We start from the raw sequence: 23,503 nt of genomic DNA, 5'->3' as shown, positions 1-23,503 counted from the left end.
AAATGGAAACGACATGACCCAACCAGAAGCAGTATTTTTCGACTGTGACGGCACGCTGGTCGACAGCGAGGTGATCTGCTCCCGCGCCTACGTTCACATGTTCAGGGAATTCGGCATTACGCTGGATTTAGACGAGATTTTTAAGCGCTTCAAAGGCGTCAAGCTGTACGAGATTATCGACACCATTAACGCGGAGTACGGCGTTAATCTGGACAAGGCGACCCTTGAGCCGGTGTACCGCGATGAAGTCGCGCGCCTGTTTGATACTGAACTGGAAGTCATTTCTGGCGCACAGGCGCTGCTGGACGCGGTCAACGTGCCGATGTGCGTGGTCTCCAACGGCCCGGTGAGCAAAATGCAGCACTCTCTCGGTAAAACCGCAATGCTGCACCATTTCCCGGAGCGTCTGTACAGTGGCTACGATATCCAGCGCTGGAAGCCCGATCCGGCCCTGATGCTGCATGCCGCAAAAGCGATGAACGTTAACGTCGAGAACTGCATTCTTGTCGACGACTCCAGCGCAGGCGCGCAGTCGGGGATCGCCGCCGGCATGGAAGTGTTCTACTTCTGCGCCGATCCGCATAATAAGCCGATCGAACATCCGAAGGTGACGACGTTTACCCGCCTGGAAGAGCTACCTGAGCTATGGCAGGCGCGCGGCTGGAATATAACGCGATAAACCTGGAGCGTAGCGCTATCAGGGCGCGTCCCGCCTGCGCTACGCTGAAAGTGGATTACGGTTGACTCAATTCCGCAGCTGCCGCTTTATCAGCCACAATCACCAGGGAAGGATGTAATTTCAACACCGAAGCCGGAACCCGCTCGCTGACTTCGCCTTCAATCACCTGCCTTAGCGCCTGCGCTTTTGCCGCGCCGCTGACGATAAGCAGCAGGTTTTTCGCCGCCATGACGCTTTTTGGCCCCATCGTGACGTAGCTATCCGGCACCGCAGAGAAGTCGCCGCCCATCTCGCCGTGAGCGACAAGATCCACCATATCGCCGACGATAGGGACTTCCACCGTCGCATCGTGGAAGCGCGTGGTATTCGGCAAATTACCGCAAAAATGGCCGTCAGCGCCGAGGCCCATCACTATCAGATCGAGGCCCCCTTCGTCCTGTAACCGCTGGTCGTGATGCCTGAAGTTTTCATGGCTGAGCGGGTGGATATTCTCTTCAGGGATTTGCGCGGGGGTGAAAAACAGGCTGCGCAGATTAGAAATGGTCACGCCTTCACGATCCTGTCCGCGGAACGGAATCTCGTCAAAGTTGTAATAATGGACCTGAGAATAGAACGATTTACCTTTAACCGCGTCCGTCAGATGTTCATACATTTTCTTCGGCGTACTTCCTGCCGTTACCGCCAGGTTCACCCTGCGCGGCGCGGTGATGTAGCCCAGAACGTGATGGCTGGCGACCAGGCTCATCTCGGCATAATCTTCCGTCACGATTAATTTCATATTGTCTCCCTCAAGGTATTGAAGATAAGGAGCCAGCGAACTGGCTCCTTCATGTTATTTGAACAACTTCTGTACAAATTCGGCGTAGGCGGGACGCCAGACGTCCATTTCATGGTTCAGGCCCGGATACTCATGGTAATCAAAGTTGATTTTCTGCTTCTCCAGCTCCGCTTTCAGCCCGGCGATATCCTTGCCGGTAACCACGTCTTTCTCGCCCACGACGACGGTAAAGTTACGCAGCTGCTTGTTGATCGTCTGTGGGTTGTGTAGCTGCGCCTCGACGCCGGCATCCGGTACCGTGGTTGTCGTTACGCCGCTGAACGTCGCCAGCCAGCCGAAGCTCTCCAGATGGTTCATTCCGGAGACCAGCGCCTGATAACCGCCCTGCGACAGCCCGGCAAGCGCCCGGCCGTCCGCGTCTTTACGCACGTTAAAGCGCGCATCAATCAGCGGAATAATATCGTTCATCAGCTCTTTATCAGCCGCTTTCGCATTCAGCGGATAGAAGGTTTTACGCCGCTCCTGCGGCGGGAAGTTTTCCGCAACCGCGTCAGGAATATCGGTTTCGGTATCCGGCACCACCACCAGCATGGGCTTGATTTTGCCTTCCGCCAGCAGGTTATCCATGATTTGCGGAATACGGCCCTGGTCGATGGCCGACAGTCCGCTGTCGCCAAAACCGTGATAGAAATAGAGCACCGGCAGCGGTTCGCCGGTACCGGTATAGCCTGGCGGCGTCCACACGTAGACGCGACGCTCAGCGTTCAGCGCCTTTGAATGATAGGTCAGGGTTCGTAGCTCGCCGTGAGCGACCGCGCGATCGTCAAGAATGCTGCCGGGGACCAGGATCAGGCTGGTATTCACCTGACGCTGTGGCTTCTGATAGCGGCTACCGGTATCGACGGAACGGAATCCGTCGACATCAAAATAGTATTCGTAGAGATTGGGAGCCAGCGCATCGCTTTTCCATGTCCAGACCCCCTGCTCATCTTTACTCATATCATGCGAGACAAAGGTATCCGGCGTTGCCCCCGTTACCACGGACACCCGTTTTGCATCCGGGGCAAACAGGCGGAAGGTGATACTCTTATCGGCGTTAACCTGGGTAATATACTGGCTGACCGGGATCGCCGCGCTCGGCGTGGCCGGAAACGGCGCGGCATGAGCGGTAAACGCCGCGCCCGCCAGCGCCAGAGCGAAGTAAATAGCATGTCGTTTCATCGTTAATCCTCTTTAGAATTTTGTCCTGACCGTTGCCAGCCTTACCACCAGATTTCAGCCTGAGCGCCAACGGCAAACTGATCGTTCTTACCATCTTCAAAAATGCTGCTGGTATTGCTGTTAGCCGCCTTATCCAGGTCGATATCCTTCGCTTTAATATAAGTCGCATAGAAACGAATTTCCGGGCGGGAGGTCAGCATACTGGTATTCACTTTAAAGGTATGGAACAGGGTAGTTTTGTAGCCGGATTCGTTATATTTCTTGCCGGTACTATCTTTGTTCTGCTGCTTGAAATAGCCCAATTCAACGCCGGTCTGATTATATTTATCCCAGATCCAGGCCGGGCGCACGACGGCGCGAAGAGACTCAAAATCGGAGTGCGCGCCGGTCTCGTAGCTGTAGACATCATTACCAAAGGAGTAAACGATGGCGTTCGCCATAATGATGTCATCACTCAAATAGGTTTCCCCCTGCGAGGTCAAGCGAACGGCGGTGCCGTTGGTATGATCGCCATAGTATCTGCCGTTGAATGTGGTATACGGGCTGGATCCCGCGTAGCGCGAGAAGCTGCTGGCGATGGAGTTATTTGCCAGCAGGAAGGAAAATTCGTTAAATCCGCCGTTATCAAATTTCTGCGTTAACGACGTCCCCGCCATCCAGGTATCTTTCCATTCATAATATCCATTATTACCTTCATTATATTTCTCGGATGAGCTCTGATTTGCCGCGACATACCGGCCGCTGACCATCAATGACGCCTTATCCCAAAGCGGGATCTCTTTATAACGAATATCAATAGTATTGGTGTTAATTTGCTGGCTTTTGGTCAATGTACGGTTGTAGTCATCAACATCCTCGCGCACCAGCGCGATATCAAATTTACCCGCGCCCACTTTCCAGTTTTCAAGACCAACGCCGGCTGCGGCATCGGTTCTTTGCGTTTTCCAGTCCAGCATCTGGATTTCAATTTTCGGCGCACCGTGCTTACCCACCCAGAAATCCGCTTCCGGCGCGAATGGCAGGAAACCTTTGGTGTTGACGTACATATCAGAGAACTGCATATAGTTCTCGCCGCCAGCGTTATCGCCAAACCAGCCGGAGGAATACTGCTGCCCGACGTTGCCGTCAAGCATCACGATCGCATCAACCCGCTTATTGCCTTCCTGATAGACCCGCTGCTTAAGTTGTAAATCAAACCAGCCCGAATATTCATTACCAAAGCGACCCAGCGAGCCAATCGCCCAGGACTTAGGTGAACCATGGGATGCGGTCCCCCAGCCGGAACGGTAATAGCCGTTATAGCTGAAGCCAATTTCATCCTTCACAAACTTGCTGAAATCCTTCATTGTCATCGAGCTATAAATGGACTCACCGTTAGCCGCGGGCTGTTCGTTTTTCACCAGAACCGCCGCCGGTTTTGCAGCGCCGCCGGCCGGTGCGGGCGCGCTGACAACCTGCGCGGACGCACTCTGCTCAGGTGCGCCAGGCTGCGTACTGGCAATCCAGAGTCGATTTCTGGCCTTCTCTTCATCTTGATATTTTTTTAGTTCGCTCTGCGTATCTTTAAGCGCCTTCTCCAGAAGCTCAAGACGCTGTTCAACGGTTAGCGATTCCGCCATAGCATGGGTTGTATAAGCGAGCGGCGCCATAATAAGTATGGCCGAGGTAATCAGATTTTTTTTAAACATAAGTTCCCTTTATATAAAAACAGGTGCAACTGAATATCGCGATAAAATGTCAACTAACGCGAAGGCGTATTTTTATTTTTCTATCGAACAAAGCTTGTTACCGAAAAGGTGCTTCCCCTTAAGGAAAAAAGAACGTTATTAAAACCAGCACTATTATTTATTCGGTTAATACCATCCTGGTTTACCCACAAACAGCCTTGCATTAAATCAAAAAAAACCTGAAGCAATCCCCCTGCAGAAAACAGAAGAGGCTTGCTTCAGGTTTTGCCCGCGCTGCGGTAACAATCCCTTTCATCGGCTGATAGCGGATTATCTGGCAAAAAAAAAACCTGACATCACCAGGTTAACGGTGATGTCAGGTTTTGCCTGCTTGCGCAGTAACAATCCAGAGTTTTATTCGAGCCTTGCCGCAACAAGTCACTCGATTAATGTACCGCATTGTTACGCTATTAAAATCAAACCACAATTGATGAAATTATTATTTGTGACGACAATCGCACCAATTTTGTTAATTAAAAACAGGAGTAAGATTAATCATAACTAATTCTGATAAATCCTTTATCAGAATTAGTCTCTGTGATTTATTACTCTTTAGGATCTTTCCCGGCCAGCAGTTTATCCAGCTCGTCGCCGCCAACGTGACGGAAATCCTGACCTTTAACGAAGTAGAAAATATATTCGCAGATGTTCTGACAACGGTCGCCGATACGCTCAATCGAGCGGGCGCAGAACAGGGCGGTCAGGACGCTTGGAATGGTGCGCGAATCTTCCATCATATAGGTCATCAGCTGGCGCACGATGCCTTCATATTCCTGGTCGACTTTCTTATCTTCGCGATAAATACGCACCGCTTCATCAAGGTCCATACGCGCAAAGGCGTCCAGCACATCATGCAGCATCTGCACGGTGTGGCGCCCCAGCGATTCCAGGCTCACCAGCAGCGGCTGATGCTGCTGGGAGAATTTTTCCAGCGCGGTGCGGCAGATTTTATCCGCGACGTCGCCGATGCGTTCCAGCTCGGCGATGGTTTTAATAATCGCCATCACCAGACGCAGGTCGCTGGCGGTCGGCTGACGCTTGGCGATGATGCGCACGCAGGCCTCATCGATCGCCACTTCCATCATATTGACCTGCTTGTCGCCGTCAATAACGCGCTTTGCCAGTTCGCTGTCCTGGTTATGCATCGCGGTGATCGCATCAGAAAGCTGCTGCTCCACCAGCCCACCCATGGTCATGACCTGGGTGCGGATGTACTCCAGTTCAGCATTGAACTGGCCGGAAATATGTTTGTTAAGATTTAGGTTATCCATAGTATCTCCTGATTGCCCAATAGGTTAGAGCCTGGTAGCAGAAGGGCAATCAACCGTAGCGGCCAGTAATATAATCTTCAGTTTGCTTCTTAGCGGGCTTGGTAAACAGATCGTCCGTGTTGCTGAATTCAATCAGCTCGCCAAGATACATAAATGCCGTATGGTCGGAGCAACGCGCGGCCTGCTGCATGTTGTGGGTCACGATAACGACGGTGTAATCCTGTTTCAGTTCAGTGATCAGCTCTTCAATACGCCCGGTAGAGATCGGGTCCAGCGCCGAGCAGGGCTCATCCAGCAGCAGAACTTCCGGACGAATAGCGATACCGCGCGCGATGCACAGACGCTGCTGCTGGCCACCGGAGAGAGAATATCCGCTCTGATGCAGTTTATCTTTGGTTTCATTCCACAATGCGGCTTTGGTCAATGCCCACTGCACGCGCTCATCCATATCCGTGCGGGAAAGCTTCTCAAACAGGCGCACGCCAAAGGCGATGTTGTCATAAATCGACATCGGGAACGGCGTCGGCTTCTGGAACACCATCCCCACTTTGGCGCGCAGCAGGGCGATATCCTGGGTGTTGGTCAGAATATTATCGCCATCGAGCAGAATTTCGCCTTCCGCACGCTGCTCCGGGTACAGCTCAAACATTTTGTTGAACGTACGCAGCAGCGTGGATTTACCGCAGCCTGACGGTCCGATAAACGCCGTAACCTGGTTTTTGGTAATATCCAGGTTGATGTTTTTCAGGGCATGGAATTTTCCGTAGTAGAAATTCAGGTTACGAACTGAAAGTTTACCCGGGGTCGCATTCACCATACTCATCTCGTTCTTTTCCTCATTCGGCGCCGCGTTTCGCCGCGCCGCAAAAATTAACCGTGTTTATTCTTCGCGAAAACAACGCGCGCCAGAATGTTCAGCAGCAATACGCACAGGGTGATAATCAAGACCCCGGCCCATGCCAGTTGCTGCCACTCCGCAAAGGGACTCATGGCAAATTTGAAAATCGTCACCGGCAGGTTCGCAATCGGCTGCATCATGTCGGTGCTCCAGAACTGGTTGGAGAGCGCGGTAAACAGCAGCGGCGCCGTTTCCCCGGCGATACGGGCGATGGCCAGCAGAATACCGGTCATAATGCCCGATACCGATGCTTTCAGGGTGATCGCAGAGATCATGCGCCACTTCGGCGTACCCAACGCATATGCCGCCTCACGCAGGCTGTCCGGAACCAGCTTCAGCATGTTTTCAGTGGTACGAATAACGATAGGTACCTGCAGCAGCGCCAGCGCAATCACGCCCGCCCAGCCGGAAAAGTGCTGCATCTGCGCAACGACGATGGTGTAAACAAACAGACCGACGACAATCGACGGCGCGGAAAGCAGGATATCGTTAATAAAACGAATCACTTCGGCCAGCAAGGATTTACGGCCATATTCCGCCAGATAAATCCCCGCCAGAATCCCCAGCGGGGTACCGATAACCGTCGACCAGAGGATCAGCAATCCGCTGCCCGCCAGGGCGTTTGCCAGACCACCGCCCGCCGTATTTGGCGGCGGCGTCATTTCAGTAAACAGCGCCAGGCTCATGCCGTCGATGCCGCGGGTGACGGTGGACATCAGGATCCAGATCAGCCAGAACAGACCAAACGCCATGGTCGCCATCGATAGCGTCAGGGCGAGACGGTTTTTCATGCGGCGTTTTGCCTGCATTTTGCGACGGGATTCCGCCAGCTCCGCGGTGGTTTGTAATTCAATCGTCGCCATTAGCGAGCCCCCTCATTCTTAGCCAGGCGCATGATCATAAACTTCGATGCGGCCAGAACAATAAAGGTGATAACGAACAGAATCAGGCCCAGCTCCATCAATGCGGCAACGTGCAGTCCGGTTTCCGCTTCGGCAAACTCATTCGCCAGCGCGGAGGTGATGCTGTTGCCCGGCATATATAACGAAGCGCTATCAAGCTGGTAGGTGTTGCCGATAATAAAGGTCACCGCCATGGTTTCCCCCAGCGCGCGCCCCAGACCGAGCATTACCCCGCCGATCACGCCGTTTTTGGTGAAAGGCAGAACGATACGCCAGATAACTTCCCACGTTGTGCAGCCGATACCGTAGGCGGACTCTTTCATCATCACCGGCGTCTGTTCAAAGACGTCACGCATAACGGCCGCGATGTAAGGAATGATCATGATGGCCAGAATCACGCCCGCCGCCAGAATACCGATACCAAATGCCGGGCCCGCAAAGAGCGCGCCAACGAACGGAATGGTCGACAGAACGTTGCCAACCGGCTCCTGAAAATAGGTCGCAAACAGCGGGGCGAAAATAAACAGGCCCCACATGCCGTAAACGATACTGGGGATCGCGGCCAGCAGCTCAATAGCGATACCCAGCGGACGCTTCAGCCAGGCGGGTGACAGTTCCGTCAGGAACAGCGCGATACCGAAGCTCACCGGTACGGCGATCAGCAGCGCGATAAATGAGGTGACCAGCGTCCCGTAAATGGGTACCAGGGCGCCGAAAATCTGGTTCGGTGCATCCCACTCTTTGGTCCACAGAAAGGCAAAGCCAAATTTCTCAATGCTTGGCCAGGACGAGATGATAAGGGAGACGATGATGCCGCCAAGCATCAATAGCACAATCAGCGCCGCCAGTTTTACCAGCACGCTGAAAATTATGTCACCCTTTTTCCCCGGAGGGTTAAATGCCGGCTTGGTTGCAGCCATAAGTTACTCTTCAGTTTCGGGCCAGAAAAAATCGTAGTTTACTGATCTTTCTGGCAAAGGTAATGCCATACCCTAAATAATTCGAGCTGCAGGCAGGCAGCTGGCTTGTGGATCCCCGGGAACATAGATGGGCTATGTGACCGGGGTGAACAAGCGCTGCCAACGCACCTGTAGCTCGAAGGCTGACGGGTATTAGTACAGCGCTTTACCGCTGCTGTCCTTTACGTTGGTCTTCCATGCCGCGCGAACTTGCTCAACCACGCTTTCCGGCAGGGTGGCATAATCCAGCGCGTTGGCTTCTTTACCGCCGTTTTTATACGCCCAGTCGAAGAACTTCAGCACTTCGGCGGTCTGCTCTGGCTTGTTGGAAGCCTTGTGAACCAGAATGAAGGTGGTTGAAGTGATCGGCCATGCGTTGTCGCCTTTCTGATTCGTCAGATCCTGTGCAAAGGATTTGCTCCAGTCGATTTCTTTCGCCGCGTTAGCGAAGTTATCTTCAGTCGGGCTCACCGGCTTGCCATCGGCGGACAGCAGTTTGGTGTAAGCGAGGTTGTTCTGTTTTGCATAGGCATATTCTACGTAGCCGATAGAGCCCGGCAGACGCTGAACGAACGCGGCGATGCCGTCGTTGCCTTTACCGCCCAGACCGGTCGGCCAGTTAACGGTTGAGCCCGCGCCGATTTTAGATTTCCACTCTTCGTTCACCTTCGCCAGATAGCTGGTGAAAACGAAGGAAGTACCGGAACCATCGGCACGACGAACCACCGCGATGTTCTGAGAAGGCAGCTTCATGCCCGGGTTGAGCTTAGCAATCGCCGCGTCATCCCATTTTTTGATTTTGCCCAGGTAGATATCACCCAGCGTTTTACCGTCAAGCACCAGCTCACCGGATTTCACGCCAGGCAGGTTAATTGCCAGCACTACGCCGCCGATAACGGTCGGGAACTGGAACAGACCTTCCTGAGCCAGCTTGTCATCAGCAAGAGGGGCATCAGAAGCACCGAAGTCTACGGTGTTGGCCGTAATTTGTTTTACGCCGCCAGAGGAGCCGATACCCTGGTAATTGACTTTATTACCCGTTTCCTTGTTATAGGTATCTGCCCATTTGGCATACACCGGCGCGGGGAAAGTTGCACCTGCGCCAGTCAGGCTTGCTGCTGCAAAAACAGAGAAAGCGCTCATCGATAAGGTCGCGGCGACAACTGTTGCGACGGTGGTACGCATAACGTTCATAATGTCTCCTGCTGGATTCGTAAACCATTGTTTCGAAGCTATGGTGAGCAAAATAGGACAAACAGGTGACAGTAAAATGTACGAATTATTACAGTTTTATGACAAGCAAAAAGACGGGAATTTACGTTAAATAAAAACAATACAAATCATATTGTTACTATGGTTAATGATAGAAAGATTAGCGGAAAATTTTATTTTTATGACAGCGAAAAAGCGTCTCAAAAATGACAGGCTGTCATAAAGCGGGTGGGATCTCGCCGTTCACCGCAAATAAAAAGGGCCGCCGGACGGCAGCCCTTTCAACGCTGTAAAATCGTTATTCCACGGTAACGGATTTCGCCAGGTTACGCGGCTGGTCAACGTCAGTCCCTTTGATCAGCGCGACGTGATACGCCAGCAGCTGCAGCGGTACGGTATAGAAAATTGGCGCGATCGCCTCTTCAACATGCGGCATCTCAATGATGTGCATATTGTCGCTGCCGGTGAAACCCGCATCGCCGTCAGCAAAAACGTACAGCTGGCCGCCGCGAGCGCGAACCTCTTCAATGTTGGATTTCAATTTTTCCAGCAGTTCGTTGTTCGGCGCGACCACCACCACCGGCATTTCAGCGTCAATCAGCGCCAGCGGACCATGCTTCAGCTCGCCGGCAGCATAGGCTTCCGCATGAATATAGGAGATCTCTTTCAGCTTCAGTGCCCCTTCCAGGGCAATGGGATACTGATCGCCGCGGCCAAGGAATAGAGCGTGGTGTTTGTCAGAGAAGTTCTCAGCCAGCGCCTCAATACGCTTGTCCTGCGAAAGCACCTGCTCAATGCGGCTCGGCAGCGCCTGCAGGCCATGCACGATATCATGTTCAATCGACGCATCCTGGCCTTTGAGTCGCGCCAGTTTCGCCACCAGCATTAGCAGAACGGTCAGCTGCGTCGTGAAGGCTTTAGTCGAGGCGACGCCGATTTCCGTCCCGGCGTTGGTCATCATCGCCAGATCGGACTCACGCACCAGGGATGATCCAGGCACGTTACAAATCGCCAGCGACCCCAGATAGCCCAGCTCTTTCGACAGGCGCAGGCCGGCGAGGGTGTCCGCCGTCTCGCCGGATTGAGAGAGGGTGATCATCAGGCTGTTGCGACGCACGGCCGATTTGCGATAGCGGAACTCGGAGGCGATTTCAACATCGCACGGCACCCCTGCCAGCGACTCAAACCAGTAGCGGGACACCATACCTGAGTTGTAGGAGGTGCCGCAGGCGATGATCTGAATATGCTCGACCTTAGACAGCAGCTCGTTAGCCTGCGGGCCCAGCTCGCTTAAATCAACCTCGCCGTGGCTAATGCGCCCGGAGAGGGTATTTTTGATGGCGTTCGGCTGCTCGTAGATCTCTTTCTGCATATAGTGACGATAGATACCTTTATCGCCCGCGTCGTACTGCAGACTGGATTCAATATCCGGGCGCTGCACTTCGGCGCCGGATTTGTCAAAGAGAGTCACGGAACGGCGGGTGACTTCCGCAATATCGCCCTCTTCGAGGAAGATAAAGCGGCGGGTAACCGGCAGCAGCGCCAGCTGATCGGAGGCAATGAAGTTTTCCCCCATCCCCAGGCCAATCACCAGCGGGCTTCCTGAACGAGCGGCCAGCAGCGTACCCGGATCGCGGGAATCCATGATCACGGTGCCATAAGCGCCGCGCAGCTGCGGGATAGTCCGCAGAACCGCATCACGCAGAGTACCGCCCTGTTCCAGCTCCCAGTGAACCAGGTGCGCAATAACCTCCGTGTCAGTCTCGGAGGCGAAAACGTAGCCCCTCGACTGCAACAGCTCGCGCAGCGGCTCATGGTTTTCGATAATCCCGTTATGCACCACCACAATATGGTCAGAAACATGCGGATGCGCGTTACCTTCAGACGGTTCGCCGTGCGTCGCCCAGCGGGTATGGGCAATCCCGGTACCGCCGTGCAACGGATGTTCTTCCAGCGCCTGGGCCAGCATCTGTACTTTCCCGAGACGGCGAACGCGGTTCATATGACCTTCGTTATCGACGACGGCCAGACCGGCGGAGTCATAACCGCGGTATTCCAGACGACGTAAACCTTCGAGAAGGATTTCAGCAATATCACGCTGCGCGACTGCGCCAACAATTCCACACATAGTTTTTAATTCCGATTTTGGCTGTATGCCATACGTTGTCGGTCAACCTGTTTACCCGTATTTTCGGGCGCCCCGAGCCTTGTAGAGAGTGGGGTTATTTTTATGGGTACTGCCGTGGGGGGAGGATTATTTTATCCCCTCACCCCGCTCTTTCCCCCGAAAAGGGCGAAAGAGAAATAGCGTTACTTTTTCTTCACCGGGCGCTGCCAGCCCTGTTTATGAACCTGCGGCACGCGGCTTAACACTAATTCATTATCGGCAACGTTACGCGTTACCGTTGTTCCTGCGGCAATGGTGACCCCCTTGCCGACGGTCACCGGAGCGACCAGCTGGCTGTCTGAGCCAACAAACACGTCATCACCGATCACTGTTTTATGCTTATTTGCACCATCATAGTTACAGGTGATGGTGCCCGCGCCGATATTCACGTTATCGCCTATCTCGGCGTCTCCGAGATAGGAGAGATGCCCGGCTTTCGTGCCTTTACCCAGACGCGCCTTTTTAATTTCAACAAAGTTGCCGACGTGCGCGCCTTCGAGAAGCTCAGCGCCTGGGCGCAGCCGCGCGAACGGCCCAATGGTACAGGCGGCTGCCAGATGAGCATCCTCTACCACGGTATAGGGGCTGATCTCGCAATCATCACCAATGATGCTGTTCTTGATGACGCAGCCGGTGCCAATCTTTACCCGATCCCCCAGCACCACGTCACCTTCGAAGATAACGTTAGTATCAATTTCGACATCGCGCCCGTGTTTCAGCACGCCGCGCAGATCAAAACGCGCCGGATCGCGCAGCATAACGCCCGCGAGCAGCAGTTCTTCAGCCTTTTCAGACTGCCAGACGCGCTCAAGACGAGAGAGCTGCAGGCGGTTATTCACGCCTTCCACTTCGCTTAGACGCTGAGGATGAACAGCGGCAATTTCACGACCTTCTTCATAGGCCATGGCGATAATATCGGTGATGTAGTATTCACCCTGAACGTTGTTGTTGGTGAGCTTAGCCAGCCAGCGTTTAAGATCCGCGCCATTGGCGACCAGAATCCCGGTATTAATTTCCTGAATCCGGCGCTGCTCGTCGCTGGCGTCTTTATGCTCGACAATGCCCGTCACCGCTCCGTTATCGCGCGTAATGCGGCCGTAGCCGGTCGGATCGTCAAGCTTCACCGTCAACAGACCGATGCCGCCCTGCGGTTTCGCTTCCCGCAGACGCTTCAATGTTTCGACGGAAATGAGCGGCACGTCGCCGTACAGCATCAGGATATCTTCATCATCGCTGAAGAACGGCGCCGCCTGCTGCATGGCGTGGCCGGTACCTAGCTGTTCGGCCTGCAGGACCCAGTTGAGGTTGTCTTCGTGCAGCGTCTGGCGAAGCAGATCGCCGCCGTGTCCGTACACCAGATGTACGGCGGAAGCGCCTAATTCTTTAGCTGTATCAATAACATGCTGCACCATTGGCTTCCCGGCCAGCGAATGCAACACCTTAGGAAGATCGGAATACATGCGGGTACCTTTGCCAGCGGCAAGAATAACCACGCTCATCGGACTGTTTGACATACGCATCCTGACTGCTGTTGGAACGAAAAGTAAAAGCCTTTCACGTTGAAATATCTACATATTTTTCATCATGAAACGAGACGAAGATAAAATGCACAAGCGTAACGCTATACACCATTTTAGGTGGGTATTTTTAGTCAGCGCAAACCCGTTTAGCGCAAAAAAAGCATTTTAATGAGTGGCAATGCCGGCTATCCCTCTGCTTTTGCTGTTTTTTTGGCGGGTAAATAAAGAAAACCCATAAAATAAAACACAGTTTTAATATTCATTAATTGTGACGTGATAAATAGAAACGCCATTTCATTTTCCTGATAATGCCGGTTAATAATTACCCAGGAGAAAAGAATGAATAACAAAATACCTTTGGCATTAACCCTTTGCAGTACGATGATCGCGCTACCGCTGCAGGCCAACGAAGGTCATCAGTGGCGGGCAATCGCCTTTGGGCAATCTACCGACAGCAATTTTTCCTCGAATGTTCTGCCGGAAAAAATTGGCGTCAACGATGTCACCATCGCCGGCAAAAAACTGACGCCGCAGGACGTCGCCGACCTCAGCCAGCCCATTACCATCGAGAGCCGGGGAGGTAAAATAGCCAATTCTCACGACGGACTGACCTTCTTTTATACCAGGCTACCGACCAGCCAGAATTTTATCCTGCAGGCTACGGTGACCGTCAATCAGTTTGGCCCGGAAAATGGCGCGCGTCCTGCGGCACAGGAAGGAGCAGGACTACTGGTGCGCGATGTAATAGGAGTTCCGCGTCAACAGCCGCTGAAGGTCGGTTACGAAGAGTTTCCGGCGGCATCCAATATGGTGATGAACGCCATTATGACGCAGGATAAAAAAGATGGCTCACATATCAAATTGCAGGCTATCAGCCGGGAAGGGATAACCCAACCGTGGGGCAATGCGGGCGCATCAATAAAGCGTCAGAGCTATAAAGAGAAAATTGATATCCAGCAAACGCCGACGTTCCAGCTCAGACTGGAACGCACCAACGACGGGTTTATTACCTCATGGGCAGCAACGGGCAGCGAGGAATGGGTGAGCCAGCAGGTTCCGCACGCCGATCTGGTTGCCCGGCAGGATAAAGAACATTACTACGTCGGCTTCTTCGCCTCACGTAATGCAAAAATCACCGTCAGCAACGCCTCGCTCACCACCTCAGCGGCACATACGGTTCCCTCCGCGCCGTATGTCGCTAAAGGCTGGCCGCCGGTTATGCAAATTGCTTCGGGAACAGTAAGCCAGAGCAAAGCTTACATCCTACAGGCGCGCACCAACAGCGATGGGCGCATCACCGTTCGTCAGGATGAAGTGGTGATCGGGCAGGATAAAACCGTGAAGGCCGGGGAAATGTTTACCCAGCCTGCCGTACTGAAAGATAAAAGCACGTTCGAAATCCGCTTCACTCCGGCCACCGGCGCGGAAACGCTGACCCAGACGCTGACGGTTGAACAGAGTCCCCAAGTGACAGGCAATACGCTCTACGCCGCGCCAGAGGGACAACCTCAGGCAAAAGGGACGGCGGACTCGCCGCTGGATTTCGTCTCCGCTATCAAACTCGTCCCGCCCGGCGGGCAAATTGTATTAGCCGCCGGAGATTACCCGCAAACGGCCATTCCTGTCAGCGCCAGCGGCCTGAAGGACAAAATCAAAACGCTAAAAGCCGACGGAAAAGCGGTGATTCACGGGCTGCTGCTGGATGCCAGCTACTGGCATATCGATGGGATTGAGATCACGGACAAGAGCCTGCGCGTACAGGGCAGCCATAACCTGATCGAGAACGTCACCGCGTATCGTAACGATGATACCGGCATTCAAATTTCCTCTCCGGCCGATGTTGGACGCCCGCTGTGGGCCAGCTTTAACCGGGTAGTGAATTCTGAATCCTTTAGTAACGAGGATCCGGGCAAAATTAACGCCGACGGCTTCGCGGTGAAAATGCGCGTAGGAGAGGGTAACCGGCTGGAGGGCTGTTACTCGCACGATAATATCGACGACGGTTTCGACCTGTTTAATAAAATTGAGGACGGTGCAAACGGCGTTGTGGCGATCGAGAACTCTATTGCCCGCAATAATACCAGTAACGGGTTTAAGCTCGGTGGGGAAGGGCAGCCGGTCGCCCACGAGGTACGTAACAGCATCGCCATCGATAACCATCTGGACGGTTTTACCGACAACTTTAACCCCGGCAAGCTGGTGGTGGTTAACAACGTCGCGGTAGATAACCAGCGCTTTAACTACCTGTTCCGCCCGAGTCCGTACGGTGCGCCGGAAACGCAGGGCACCTTCAGCGAGAACCTTTCCCTGCGCAGCCAGCCTGGGAAATATGACGATGCCGTTGTCGGGAATGTTGACGATAGCAACTATTTTATCCACGGCGGCAGAAGCATCAACGCTCAGGGCAAGCGCATTAACAGCGCCGATTATCAGACGCTGGCGCTGCCGGACCCGCTGACGCGTGAGGCCGACGGCAGCTTCAACACCGGTAACTTCCTCAGCCGCAACTAACCCGCTATACGTGAAAAACATAAAGGTCGCCCTGGGGCGACCTTTTCACTTTCTGTCTGTTTCACACCGCATGTGTTGTCGTTTTAGTTAGCGGTACAGCGCAAAAACAGTCTGGAAAGTTGACTTCTTAGTGGTTGAACGTACCGAAGGTTACGTTCATAGCACTGAAGAAAGCGACGATTTTATTAAGCAGTTTCATGATCTCTTCCTGGATAGCGATTACGTTTTTGATGAATTTTTTTGTGACTCACATCACAAAAACAAGTCTACGCTTCATCTTTTAAACGATCAACAAAAATGAGACATGCATCACAAAATTTTTAAACCCGCTTTTTAGTTTTGCTTTTTCTGAAACGAAGCCATAAAAAAAGCCAGCCTGGAAACCAGACTGGCTTTTAGCGTTCAAGCCGGTGTTACATCGCTTTTTTGGTCAACTCGATAACGCGCAGTTTAGCGATCGCTTTGGCCAGTTCCGCAGACGCCTGAGCGTAGTCCACGTCACCATGAGAGCTCTTAATGTGCTCTTCAGCCTTACGTTTCGCTTCCAGGGCTCGCGCTTCGTCGAGATCCTGGCCACGAATTGCCGTATCAGCCAGAACGGTCGTGCTACCCGGCTGCACTTCAAGAATGCCGCCTGACAGGTAGATAAATTCTTCGTGACCGTGCTGCTTAACGATGCGAATCATACCAGGCTTAATGGCGGTGAGCAGCGGCGCGTGCCCCGGGTAAATACCCAGTTCACCTTCGCTACCCGTTACCTGGATTTTCTCGACCAGACCAGAGAACATTTGTTTCTCTGCGCTGACGACGTCCAGGTGGTAAGTCATTGCCATATCACCCTCCGATTAAGGCGTTAAAGTTTTTTGGCTTTTTCCACGGCTTCGTCGATAGAACCGACCATGTAGAACGCCTGCTCCGGCAGGTGATCGTATTCGCCTTCCATGATGCCTTTAAAGCCACGGATAGTGTCTTTCAGGGAGACGTATTTGCCCGGAGAACCGGTAAATACTTCTGCCACGAAGAACGGCTGGGACAGGAAGCGCTGAATCTTACGCGCGCGAGCTACCACCAGTTTATCTTCTTCAGACAGTTCATCCATACCCAGGATGGCGATGATGTCTTTCAGTTCCTGATAACGCTGCAGGATGGACTGAACGCCACGAGCGGTGTCGTAGTGCTCCTGACCAACAACCAGCGGATCCAGCTGACGGCTGGTGGAGTCCAGCGGGTCAACTGCCGGATAGATACCCAGAGAAGCGATCTGACGGCTCAGTACCACGGTTGCGTCAAGGTGCGCAAAGGTGGTGGCTGGAGACGGGTCAGTCAAGTCATCCGCGGGTACGTATACCGCCTGTACGGAAGTGATAGAGCCGGTTTTGGTGGAGGTGATACGTTCCTGCAGAACGCCCATCTCTTCCGCCAGAGTCGGCTGGTAACCTACCGCTGAAGGCATACGGCCCAGCAGTGCGGATACTTCAGTACCGGCCAGGGTGTAACGATAGATGTTATCGACGAACAGCAGAACGTCACGACCTTCGTCACGGAACTTCTCAGCCATGGTCAGGCCGGTCAGCGCAACGCGCAGACGGTTTCCCGGCGGCTCGTTCATCTGGCCATACACCAGGGATACTTTATCGATAACGTTGGAGTCGGTCATTTCGTGGTAGAAGTCGTTACCCTCACGAGTACGTTCACCTACGCCCGCAAACACGGAGTAACCGGAGTGCTCGATCGCGATGTTACGGATCAGCTCCATCATGTTTACGGTTTTACCTACACCCGCACCACCGAACAGACCAACTTTACCGCCCTTCGCAAACGGACACATCAGGTCGATAACTTTGATGCCGGTTTCCAGCAGTTCCTGAGAGTTTGACAACTCTTCGTAGGAAGGTGCTGCGCGGTGGATAGCCCAACGCTCTTCTTCACCGATGTCGCCTTTCATGTCTACCGGTTGGCCCAGTACGTTCATGATACGACCCAGCGTTGCTTTACCTACCGGGACTTCGATCGGATGCTCGAGGTCTTTTACTTCCAGACCGCGACGCAGACCGTCGGAAGAACCCATGGCGATGGTACGAACAATACCGCCGCCGAGCTGCTGCTGAACTTCCAGCACCAGATTCTCACTACCATTTTGTACCTCAAGAGCCTCGTACACGCGCGGTACGGCATCCTGAGGGAATTCGACGTCGACCACGGCGCCGATTACCTGGACAATTTTTCCAGTAGCCATCTTGAATCCTCTACGAATTAACCTGGTTATACCGCGGATGCTCCACCGACGATCTCGGTGAGTTCCTGAGTAATGCTGGCCTGACGAGCTTTGTTGTATACCAACTGCAGCTCTTTAATCAGGCTGCCGCCATTGTCGGTCGCGGCTTTCATCGCCACCATACGTGCGGCCTGCTCGCTGGCCAGGTTTTCTACCACGCCCTGATAAACCTGAGATTCCACATAACGGCGCAGCAGGGTATCCAGCAGCGCTTTCGGATCGGGTTCATACAGGTAATCCCAGGATTTACGCTTCAACTCACCATCTTCTGAAGCCGGTAACGGCAGCAGCTGAGTGATGGTTGGAACCTGAGACATGGTGTTAATAAATTTGTTGCTGACAATATACAGCTTGTCCAGACGGCCTTCATCGTAGGCCTGCAACATCACTTTTACCGGACCAATCAGTTCGGACAGGGATGGGTTATCCCCCATACCCGTCACCTGGGCGACAACATTACCGCTAACGGAATTAAAGAACGACACGCCCTTGGAGCCGATCATTGCGAGTTCGCACTGAACGCCTTTATCGGACCATGCTTTCATTTCCGCCAGCAGCTTTTTGAACAGGTTAATGTTCAAGCCACCGCACAGACCACGGTCGGTAGACACCACCAGGTAGCCCACGCGTTTAACGTCGCGTTCTTCCAGGTAAGGGTGCTTATATTCCAGATTACCGTTCGCAAGGTGACCGATCACTTTGCGCATCGTATCTGCATAAGGACGGCTGGCCGCCATACGCTCCTGCGATTTACGCATTTTGGAAGCGGCGACCATTTCCATCGCTTTAGTGATCTTTTGCGTGTTCTGGACGCTTGCGATCTTACTACGTATCTCTTTTGCGCCGGCCATGAGCTTCTCCTCAATGCCTTGCGGCCTGCCCTAGAGCAAGCCGCCAGACTTTACCAGGATTGGGTTGCTTTGAAGGAATCGAGGATGCCTTTCAGCTTGCCTTCGATTTCGTCGTTATAGCCACCGGACTGGTTGATCTCTTGCATCAACGGAGCGTGATCACGGTCGACGTAAGCCAGCAGAGCGGCTTCAAAGCTACCGATTTTCGACAGCTCGACATCCGCCAGATAACCACGTTCTGCCGCGAACAGAACCAGAGACTGCTGCGCAACGGACATCGGCGCATACTGTTTCTGTTTCAGCAGTTCGGTCACTTTCTGACCGTGGTCCAGCTGCTTACGGGTTGCATCATCAAGGTCAGAGGCAAACTGGGAGAACGCCGCCAGTTCGCGATACTGTGCCAGAGCGGTACGAATACCACCGGACAGTTTCTTCATGATCTTGGTCTGAGCTGCACCACCAACACGGGATACGGAGATACCCGGGTTAACCGCAGGACGAATACCGGAGTTAAACAGGTTGGTTTCCAGGAAGATCTGACCATCGGTAATGGAAATTACGTTGGTCGGAACGAACGCAGAAACGTCACCCGCCTGGGTTTCGATAATCGGCAGCGCAGTCAGAGAACCGGTTTTACCCTTCACTTCACCTTTGGTGAAAGCTTCAACGTATTCGACGTTAACACGTGCAGCACGCTCCAGCAGACGAGAGTGGAGGTAGAATACGTCGCCCGGGAATGCTTCACGTCCAGGCGGACGGCGGAGCAGCAGGGAGATCTGACGATAAGCAACGGCCTGTTTAGACAGGTCATCATAAATGATCAGCGCATCTTCACCGCGGTCGCGGAAGTATTCACCCATTGCACAACCGGCGTACGGCGCCAGGTATTGCAGTGCGGCAGATTCAGATGCGGTTGCAACCACAACGATGGTGTTAGCCAGCGCGCCGTGTTCTTCCAGTTTACGTACCACGTTAGAAATCGTGGACGCTTTCTGGCCGATGGCTACGTAGACGCACTTGATGCCGGAATCACGTTGGTTGATGATGGCGTCGATAGCCAGCGCGGTTTTACCGGTCTGACGGTCGCCGATGATCAGTTCACGCTGTCCACGACCGATTGGGATCATGGCATCAACGGATTTATAACCGGTCTGTACCGGCTGATCGACGGACTGACGTTCGATTACGCCCGGCGCGATAGCTTCAACGGCGGAGAAGCCGTCGTGCTCCAGCGGACCTTTACCATCAATCGGTGCACCCAGGGTGTTAACCACACGTCCCAGCAAGCCGCGGCCAACCGGAACTTCAAGGATACGGCCAGTACATTTAACCTTCATACCTTCGGCGAGGTCAGCGTACGGACCCATCACAACTGCACCTACGGAGTCGCGCTCCAGGTTCAGTGCGATAGCGTAACGGTTACCCGGCAGAGCGATCATCTCACCCTGCATACAATCGGCCAGGCCGTGAATGCGGATAACACCGTCACTTACAGAAACGATAGTACCTTCGTTATGAGCCTCGCTCACAACATTGAACTGAGCAATGCGCTGCTTGATCAGTTCGCTGATTTCGGTGGAATTCAGTTGCATGCTCCAGTCCCCTTAAGACTGCAAGACGTCTGCAAGGCGTTCAAGACGGCCGCGTACGCTACCATCAATGACCATATCACCCGAACGGATGATTACGCCTGCCATTACAGACTTATCGATTTTGCAATTCAGCTTAACTTTGCGTGACAGACGTTTTTCCATCGCGGCGGTAATTTTCGCAAGCTGTTCGTCACTCATTTGAGCGGCAGAAATAACTTCTACCTCTGCGGTTGCCTCACTGGCAGCGCGCAGGTGAATGAACTGCTCGAGAACATCAGGGAGCGCTTTCAGACGACCATTTTCAGCCATCACCCGGATCAGGTTTTGACCATTTTCGTCCAGTTGCTCACCACAAACCGCGATAAACACATCAGAGAGCGTTTCCGGCGCCAGTGCGCCAGAGAGTAGCTCTGCCATTTCTTCGTTTTTAGTCACTTCAGCAACAAACGCCAGCATATCCTGCCAGCGTTCAACGCTGTTGTGTTCGACGGCAAAGTCAAAAGCTGCTTTGGCGTAGGGGCGAGCTACCGTTACAAATTCAGACATCAGCCCCTCCCTCCTTACAGTTCAGCGACAAGTTTATCCACGATGTCGCTGTTAGCAGCTTCATCCACGGAACGTTCGATGATCTTCTCGGCGCCAGCAACAGCCAGGATAGCAACCTGCTTACGCAGCTCCTCACGGGCACGTTTACGTTCGGCATCGATTTCAGCCTGCGCCTGTGCGACGATTTTGGTGCGTTCCTGTTCTGCTTCCGCTTTTGCTTCATCCAGGATCTGAGAGCGACGCTTGTTCGCCTGCTCGATGATTACCTGGGCTTCCGCTTTCGCTTTTTTCAGCTGGTCGGTCGCGTTGGCCTGTGCAAGGTCCAAATCTTTCTTAGCGCGTTCTGCAGAAGCTAAACCGTCAGAAATTTCTTTCTGGCGCTTTTCGATGGCAGCCATTAAAGGCGGCCATACATACTTCATGCAGAACCATACGAAGATAACAAACGCGATGGCCTGGCCGAGGATTGTTGCGTTCATGTTCACAGCACAATACCTCTTAAAAAATAACTCTGTGGCTTAGGTTTCTTTCGAACAACTTACTACGCGACGGCGAACATCACGTACAGACCCAGACCTACAGCGATCATCGGGATAGCATCCACCAGACCCATAACGATAAAGAACTGAGTACGCAGCAGAGGAATCAGATCCGGTTGACGCGCTGCGCCTTCCAGGAATTTACCCCCGAGGATGCCGATACCGATCGCAGCACCGATTGCCGCCAGACCCATCATCACAGCGGCAGCCATGTACAGCAGATCCATATTCAGGTTTTCCATGACAGTCTCCAGTTTGTTTCAGTTAAAACGTAGTATGTTGGTAAAAATCAATGTTCTTCAGATGCCATCGACAGATAGACGATCGTCAGAACCATGAAGATGAAGGCTTGCAGCGTAATAATCAGGATGTGGAAAATGGCCCATGGCACATTCAGAATCCACTGTGACCACCACGGCAACAGGCCAGCAATCAGAATGAAAATCAGCTCACCGGCATACATGTTGCCGAACAGTCGCAGACCCAGTGATACAGGTTTTGACAGCAGGCTTACCCCTTCAAGGATTAAGTTGACAGGAATGAACGCCCAGTGATTGAACGGCTGCAGGGTCAGTTCTTTAACGAACCCGCCCACGCCTTTCATTTTGATGCTGTAGAAAAGAATCAGGATAAATACGCCAAGCGCCATCGACAGGGTGATGTTAACGTCAGCTGACGGCACCACGCGCAGAGCAGGCAGACCGAGAACGTGTTCGCCGATCCAAGGGATAAAGTCGATAGGCAGCAGATCCATCAGGTTCATCAGGAATACCCAGACGAACACGGTGAGGGCCAGCGGAGCAATGACCTTGCTCTTGCCGTGATACATATCTTTGACGCTGCCATGGACGAAGCCGATGATCATCTCAATGAAGGTCTGGAATTTACCAGGTACGCCGGTTGTCGCCTTTTTAGCCACGCTGCGGAACATAAACAGGAATAACAGACCGAGCACCACTGAGAAAAACATGGAGTCAATGTTGAGCGTCCAGAAGGTGGCCGGGGGGTTGTGCGGATCCACCAGCGAGAATGTACGCAGGTCCAGCTGAAGGTTGTTCAGATGGTGGCCTATGTAATCCTGCGGCGTCATATTTTCTGAAGCCATGATGCCTTTTACCCTTTGTTGTTAATTACAGCTGGCGCCAGAACTTGTACCACCAGCACCAAAACCCACGTCACTATCAGCGGCAAAAATACCACTTTCAAAACCGCCAGCGCCACCGCCAGAAAGGCGAAGGTCAGCAACACCTTGAAGGCTTCACCAATGGCGAAGGACCAAGCCACTCGGCCTTTAGCTGGTGTATGCGCCTGATGACGCCAGGCAAAAATCATAAATATCATGTTTGGCAAAAGAACCGCCAAACCTCCACTCACCGCGGAGATGCCCCAGAAAGGGTCTTTGAGGCTGAACAGCAGTCCACTTGCTATTACTGCCAGTAACTGAATAAACAGAAGCTTACGAGCAACGTTTCGACTCAAGAGCGACACTGACATCACGTTTTTACTCCTGCTCCCTTCGAGGTATGTCGCGTGTCGTATAAAACGTCCTTTAAGACGAAGAGTCAAGCATCAAAAAGCGGACAAATTATACGGTGACGCCTCGTGATTTCAAACAATAAGTAGCAAAATAGTGAATAAATGTTTAATTATTTTCCGACTGACAACTTTTCATGCATTTCACCGATCTGTGAGCCGTCATGCAAAACTGCAAATACCGCGAAAAATCGGCAATTAAAGCGTGCATCAGATCACATAATAAACATTTTTCGCGAAATCGAATTAATTCTGTACATAAAACTCAATTTTTTATCCGTTTGATATTCAACATAAAAACCAGGCATTCTTTCTAAAACAA

At 52.9% G+C, this 23,503-nt stretch carries 21 protein-coding genes; 2 read left to right on the top strand and 19 right to left on the bottom strand.

What is annotated here, in order from left to right; translation table 11 throughout:
- The first annotated feature begins 13 nt into the window (after positions 1 to 13).
- A complete protein-coding gene (gene yieH / locus F8562_RS03045) occupies positions 14 to 679 on the top strand; it encodes a 6-phosphogluconate phosphatase (protein ID WP_014227342.1) in 666 nt (221 codons plus the stop codon).
- A 55-nt stretch (positions 680 to 734) separates the two neighbouring features.
- On the opposite strand, the gene F8562_RS03040 is transcribed toward yieH, so the two are convergent.
- The 10 genes from F8562_RS03040 to glmU all read right to left on the bottom strand — a co-directional run bounded on the left by F8562_RS03040 (position 735) and on the right by glmU (position 13,328).
- Positions 735 to 1,457 (bottom strand): glucosamine-6-phosphate deaminase, encoded by a 723-nt coding sequence (locus F8562_RS03040; RefSeq protein ID WP_014227343.1) that lies wholly within the window; start codon positions 1,455 to 1,457, stop codon positions 735 to 737.
- 54 nt (positions 1,458 to 1,511) lie between these two features.
- The gene (locus tag F8562_RS03035) at positions 1,512 to 2,678 is read right to left on the bottom strand and encodes an alpha/beta hydrolase-fold protein (protein WP_014839860.1); all 1,167 of its coding nucleotides are present in this window, start codon (positions 2,676 to 2,678) and stop codon (positions 1,512 to 1,514) included.
- Positions 2,679 to 2,719: 41 nt separating this feature from the next.
- Entirely contained in the window at positions 2,720 to 4,366 is a 1,647-nt protein-coding gene (locus tag F8562_RS03030; protein WP_014839861.1) for a carbohydrate porin, read from the bottom strand.
- 584 nt (positions 4,367 to 4,950) lie between these two features.
- Complete coding sequence (gene phoU / locus F8562_RS03025) at positions 4,951 to 5,676, bottom strand: phosphate signaling complex protein PhoU (RefSeq protein ID WP_004107251.1); 726 nt, start codon at positions 5,674 to 5,676, stop codon at positions 4,951 to 4,953.
- Positions 5,677 to 5,725: 49 nt separating this feature from the next.
- Complete coding sequence (gene pstB, locus F8562_RS03020) at positions 5,726 to 6,499, bottom strand: phosphate ABC transporter ATP-binding protein PstB (RefSeq protein WP_004855746.1); 774 nt, start codon at positions 6,497 to 6,499, stop codon at positions 5,726 to 5,728.
- A 47-nt stretch (positions 6,500 to 6,546) separates the two neighbouring features.
- Positions 6,547 to 7,437 carry a phosphate ABC transporter permease PstA gene (pstA, locus tag F8562_RS03015; protein WP_004855748.1) on the bottom strand — a complete coding sequence of 297 codons (891 nt, stop codon included), beginning with the start codon at positions 7,435 to 7,437 and terminating at the stop codon, positions 6,547 to 6,549.
- Positions 7,437 to 8,396: a phosphate ABC transporter permease PstC gene (gene pstC / locus F8562_RS03010; RefSeq protein WP_004107261.1), complete on the bottom strand. Its 960-nt coding sequence runs from the start codon at positions 8,394 to 8,396 to the stop codon at positions 7,437 to 7,439. The genes pstA and pstC overlap by 1 nt, the downstream gene beginning before the upstream one ends.
- Before the next feature lie 192 nt (positions 8,397 to 8,588).
- Complete coding sequence (gene pstS / locus F8562_RS03005) at positions 8,589 to 9,629, bottom strand: phosphate ABC transporter substrate-binding protein PstS (protein ID WP_004127017.1); 1,041 nt, start codon at positions 9,627 to 9,629, stop codon at positions 8,589 to 8,591.
- Between the two features lie 316 nt (positions 9,630 to 9,945).
- Complete coding sequence (gene glmS / locus F8562_RS03000) at positions 9,946 to 11,775, bottom strand: glutamine--fructose-6-phosphate transaminase (isomerizing) (RefSeq protein WP_014227346.1); 1,830 nt, start codon at positions 11,773 to 11,775, stop codon at positions 9,946 to 9,948.
- A gap of 182 nt (positions 11,776 to 11,957) precedes the next feature.
- Positions 11,958 to 13,328 carry a bifunctional UDP-N-acetylglucosamine diphosphorylase/glucosamine-1-phosphate N-acetyltransferase GlmU gene (gene glmU, locus F8562_RS02995; RefSeq protein WP_014839862.1) on the bottom strand — a complete coding sequence of 457 codons (1,371 nt, stop codon included), beginning with the start codon at positions 13,326 to 13,328 and terminating at the stop codon, positions 11,958 to 11,960.
- Positions 13,329 to 13,673: 345 nt separating this feature from the next.
- Between glmU and F8562_RS02990 the strand changes: the two genes are divergently transcribed.
- A complete protein-coding gene (locus tag F8562_RS02990) occupies positions 13,674 to 15,845 on the top strand; it encodes a right-handed parallel beta-helix repeat-containing protein (RefSeq protein ID WP_038423897.1) in 2,172 nt (723 codons plus the stop codon).
- Between the two features lie 413 nt (positions 15,846 to 16,258).
- On the opposite strand, the gene F8562_RS02985 is transcribed toward F8562_RS02990, so the two are convergent.
- The 9 genes from F8562_RS02985 to atpI are packed head-to-tail and all read right to left on the bottom strand — an operon-like array spanning position 16,259 to position 23,142.
- Complete coding sequence (locus F8562_RS02985) at positions 16,259 to 16,678, bottom strand: F0F1 ATP synthase subunit epsilon (protein ID WP_004107274.1); 420 nt, start codon at positions 16,676 to 16,678, stop codon at positions 16,259 to 16,261.
- A 20-nt stretch (positions 16,679 to 16,698) separates the two neighbouring features.
- The gene (gene atpD, locus F8562_RS02980; RefSeq protein ID WP_004107276.1) at positions 16,699 to 18,081 is read right to left on the bottom strand and encodes a F0F1 ATP synthase subunit beta; all 1,383 of its coding nucleotides are present in this window, start codon (positions 18,079 to 18,081) and stop codon (positions 16,699 to 16,701) included.
- A gap of 26 nt (positions 18,082 to 18,107) precedes the next feature.
- Complete coding sequence (gene atpG / locus F8562_RS02975; RefSeq protein ID WP_004107278.1) at positions 18,108 to 18,971, bottom strand: F0F1 ATP synthase subunit gamma; 864 nt, start codon at positions 18,969 to 18,971, stop codon at positions 18,108 to 18,110.
- A 50-nt stretch (positions 18,972 to 19,021) separates the two neighbouring features.
- Positions 19,022 to 20,563: a F0F1 ATP synthase subunit alpha gene (gene atpA, locus F8562_RS02970; protein ID WP_004127029.1), complete on the bottom strand. Its 1,542-nt coding sequence runs from the start codon at positions 20,561 to 20,563 to the stop codon at positions 19,022 to 19,024.
- A 12-nt stretch (positions 20,564 to 20,575) separates the two neighbouring features.
- Positions 20,576 to 21,109 carry a F0F1 ATP synthase subunit delta gene (gene atpH / locus F8562_RS02965; RefSeq protein WP_004855764.1) on the bottom strand — a complete coding sequence of 178 codons (534 nt, stop codon included), beginning with the start codon at positions 21,107 to 21,109 and terminating at the stop codon, positions 20,576 to 20,578.
- Positions 21,110 to 21,123: 14 nt separating this feature from the next.
- Complete coding sequence (gene atpF, locus F8562_RS02960) at positions 21,124 to 21,594, bottom strand: F0F1 ATP synthase subunit B (RefSeq protein ID WP_004107293.1); 471 nt, start codon at positions 21,592 to 21,594, stop codon at positions 21,124 to 21,126.
- Positions 21,595 to 21,650: 56 nt separating this feature from the next.
- Positions 21,651 to 21,890 carry a F0F1 ATP synthase subunit C gene (gene atpE, locus F8562_RS02955; RefSeq protein WP_000429386.1) on the bottom strand — a complete coding sequence of 80 codons (240 nt, stop codon included), beginning with the start codon at positions 21,888 to 21,890 and terminating at the stop codon, positions 21,651 to 21,653.
- A gap of 47 nt (positions 21,891 to 21,937) precedes the next feature.
- Positions 21,938 to 22,753 (bottom strand): F0F1 ATP synthase subunit A, encoded by an 816-nt coding sequence (gene atpB, locus F8562_RS02950; protein ID WP_004127037.1) that lies wholly within the window; start codon positions 22,751 to 22,753, stop codon positions 21,938 to 21,940.
- An 8-nt stretch (positions 22,754 to 22,761) separates the two neighbouring features.
- A complete protein-coding gene (gene atpI, locus F8562_RS02945; RefSeq protein WP_004127040.1) occupies positions 22,762 to 23,142 on the bottom strand; it encodes a F0F1 ATP synthase subunit I in 381 nt (126 codons plus the stop codon).
- Positions 23,143 to 23,503: the final 361 nt, after the last annotated feature.

The organism is Klebsiella sp. RCJ4, from assembly GCF_009025755.1.
GTDB classification, from domain to species: domain Bacteria; phylum Pseudomonadota; class Gammaproteobacteria; order Enterobacterales; family Enterobacteriaceae; genus Klebsiella; species Klebsiella michiganensis.
The sequence above is the reverse complement of the archived record's forward strand: the minus strand, read 5'-3'. Positions and strand labels throughout refer to the sequence as shown.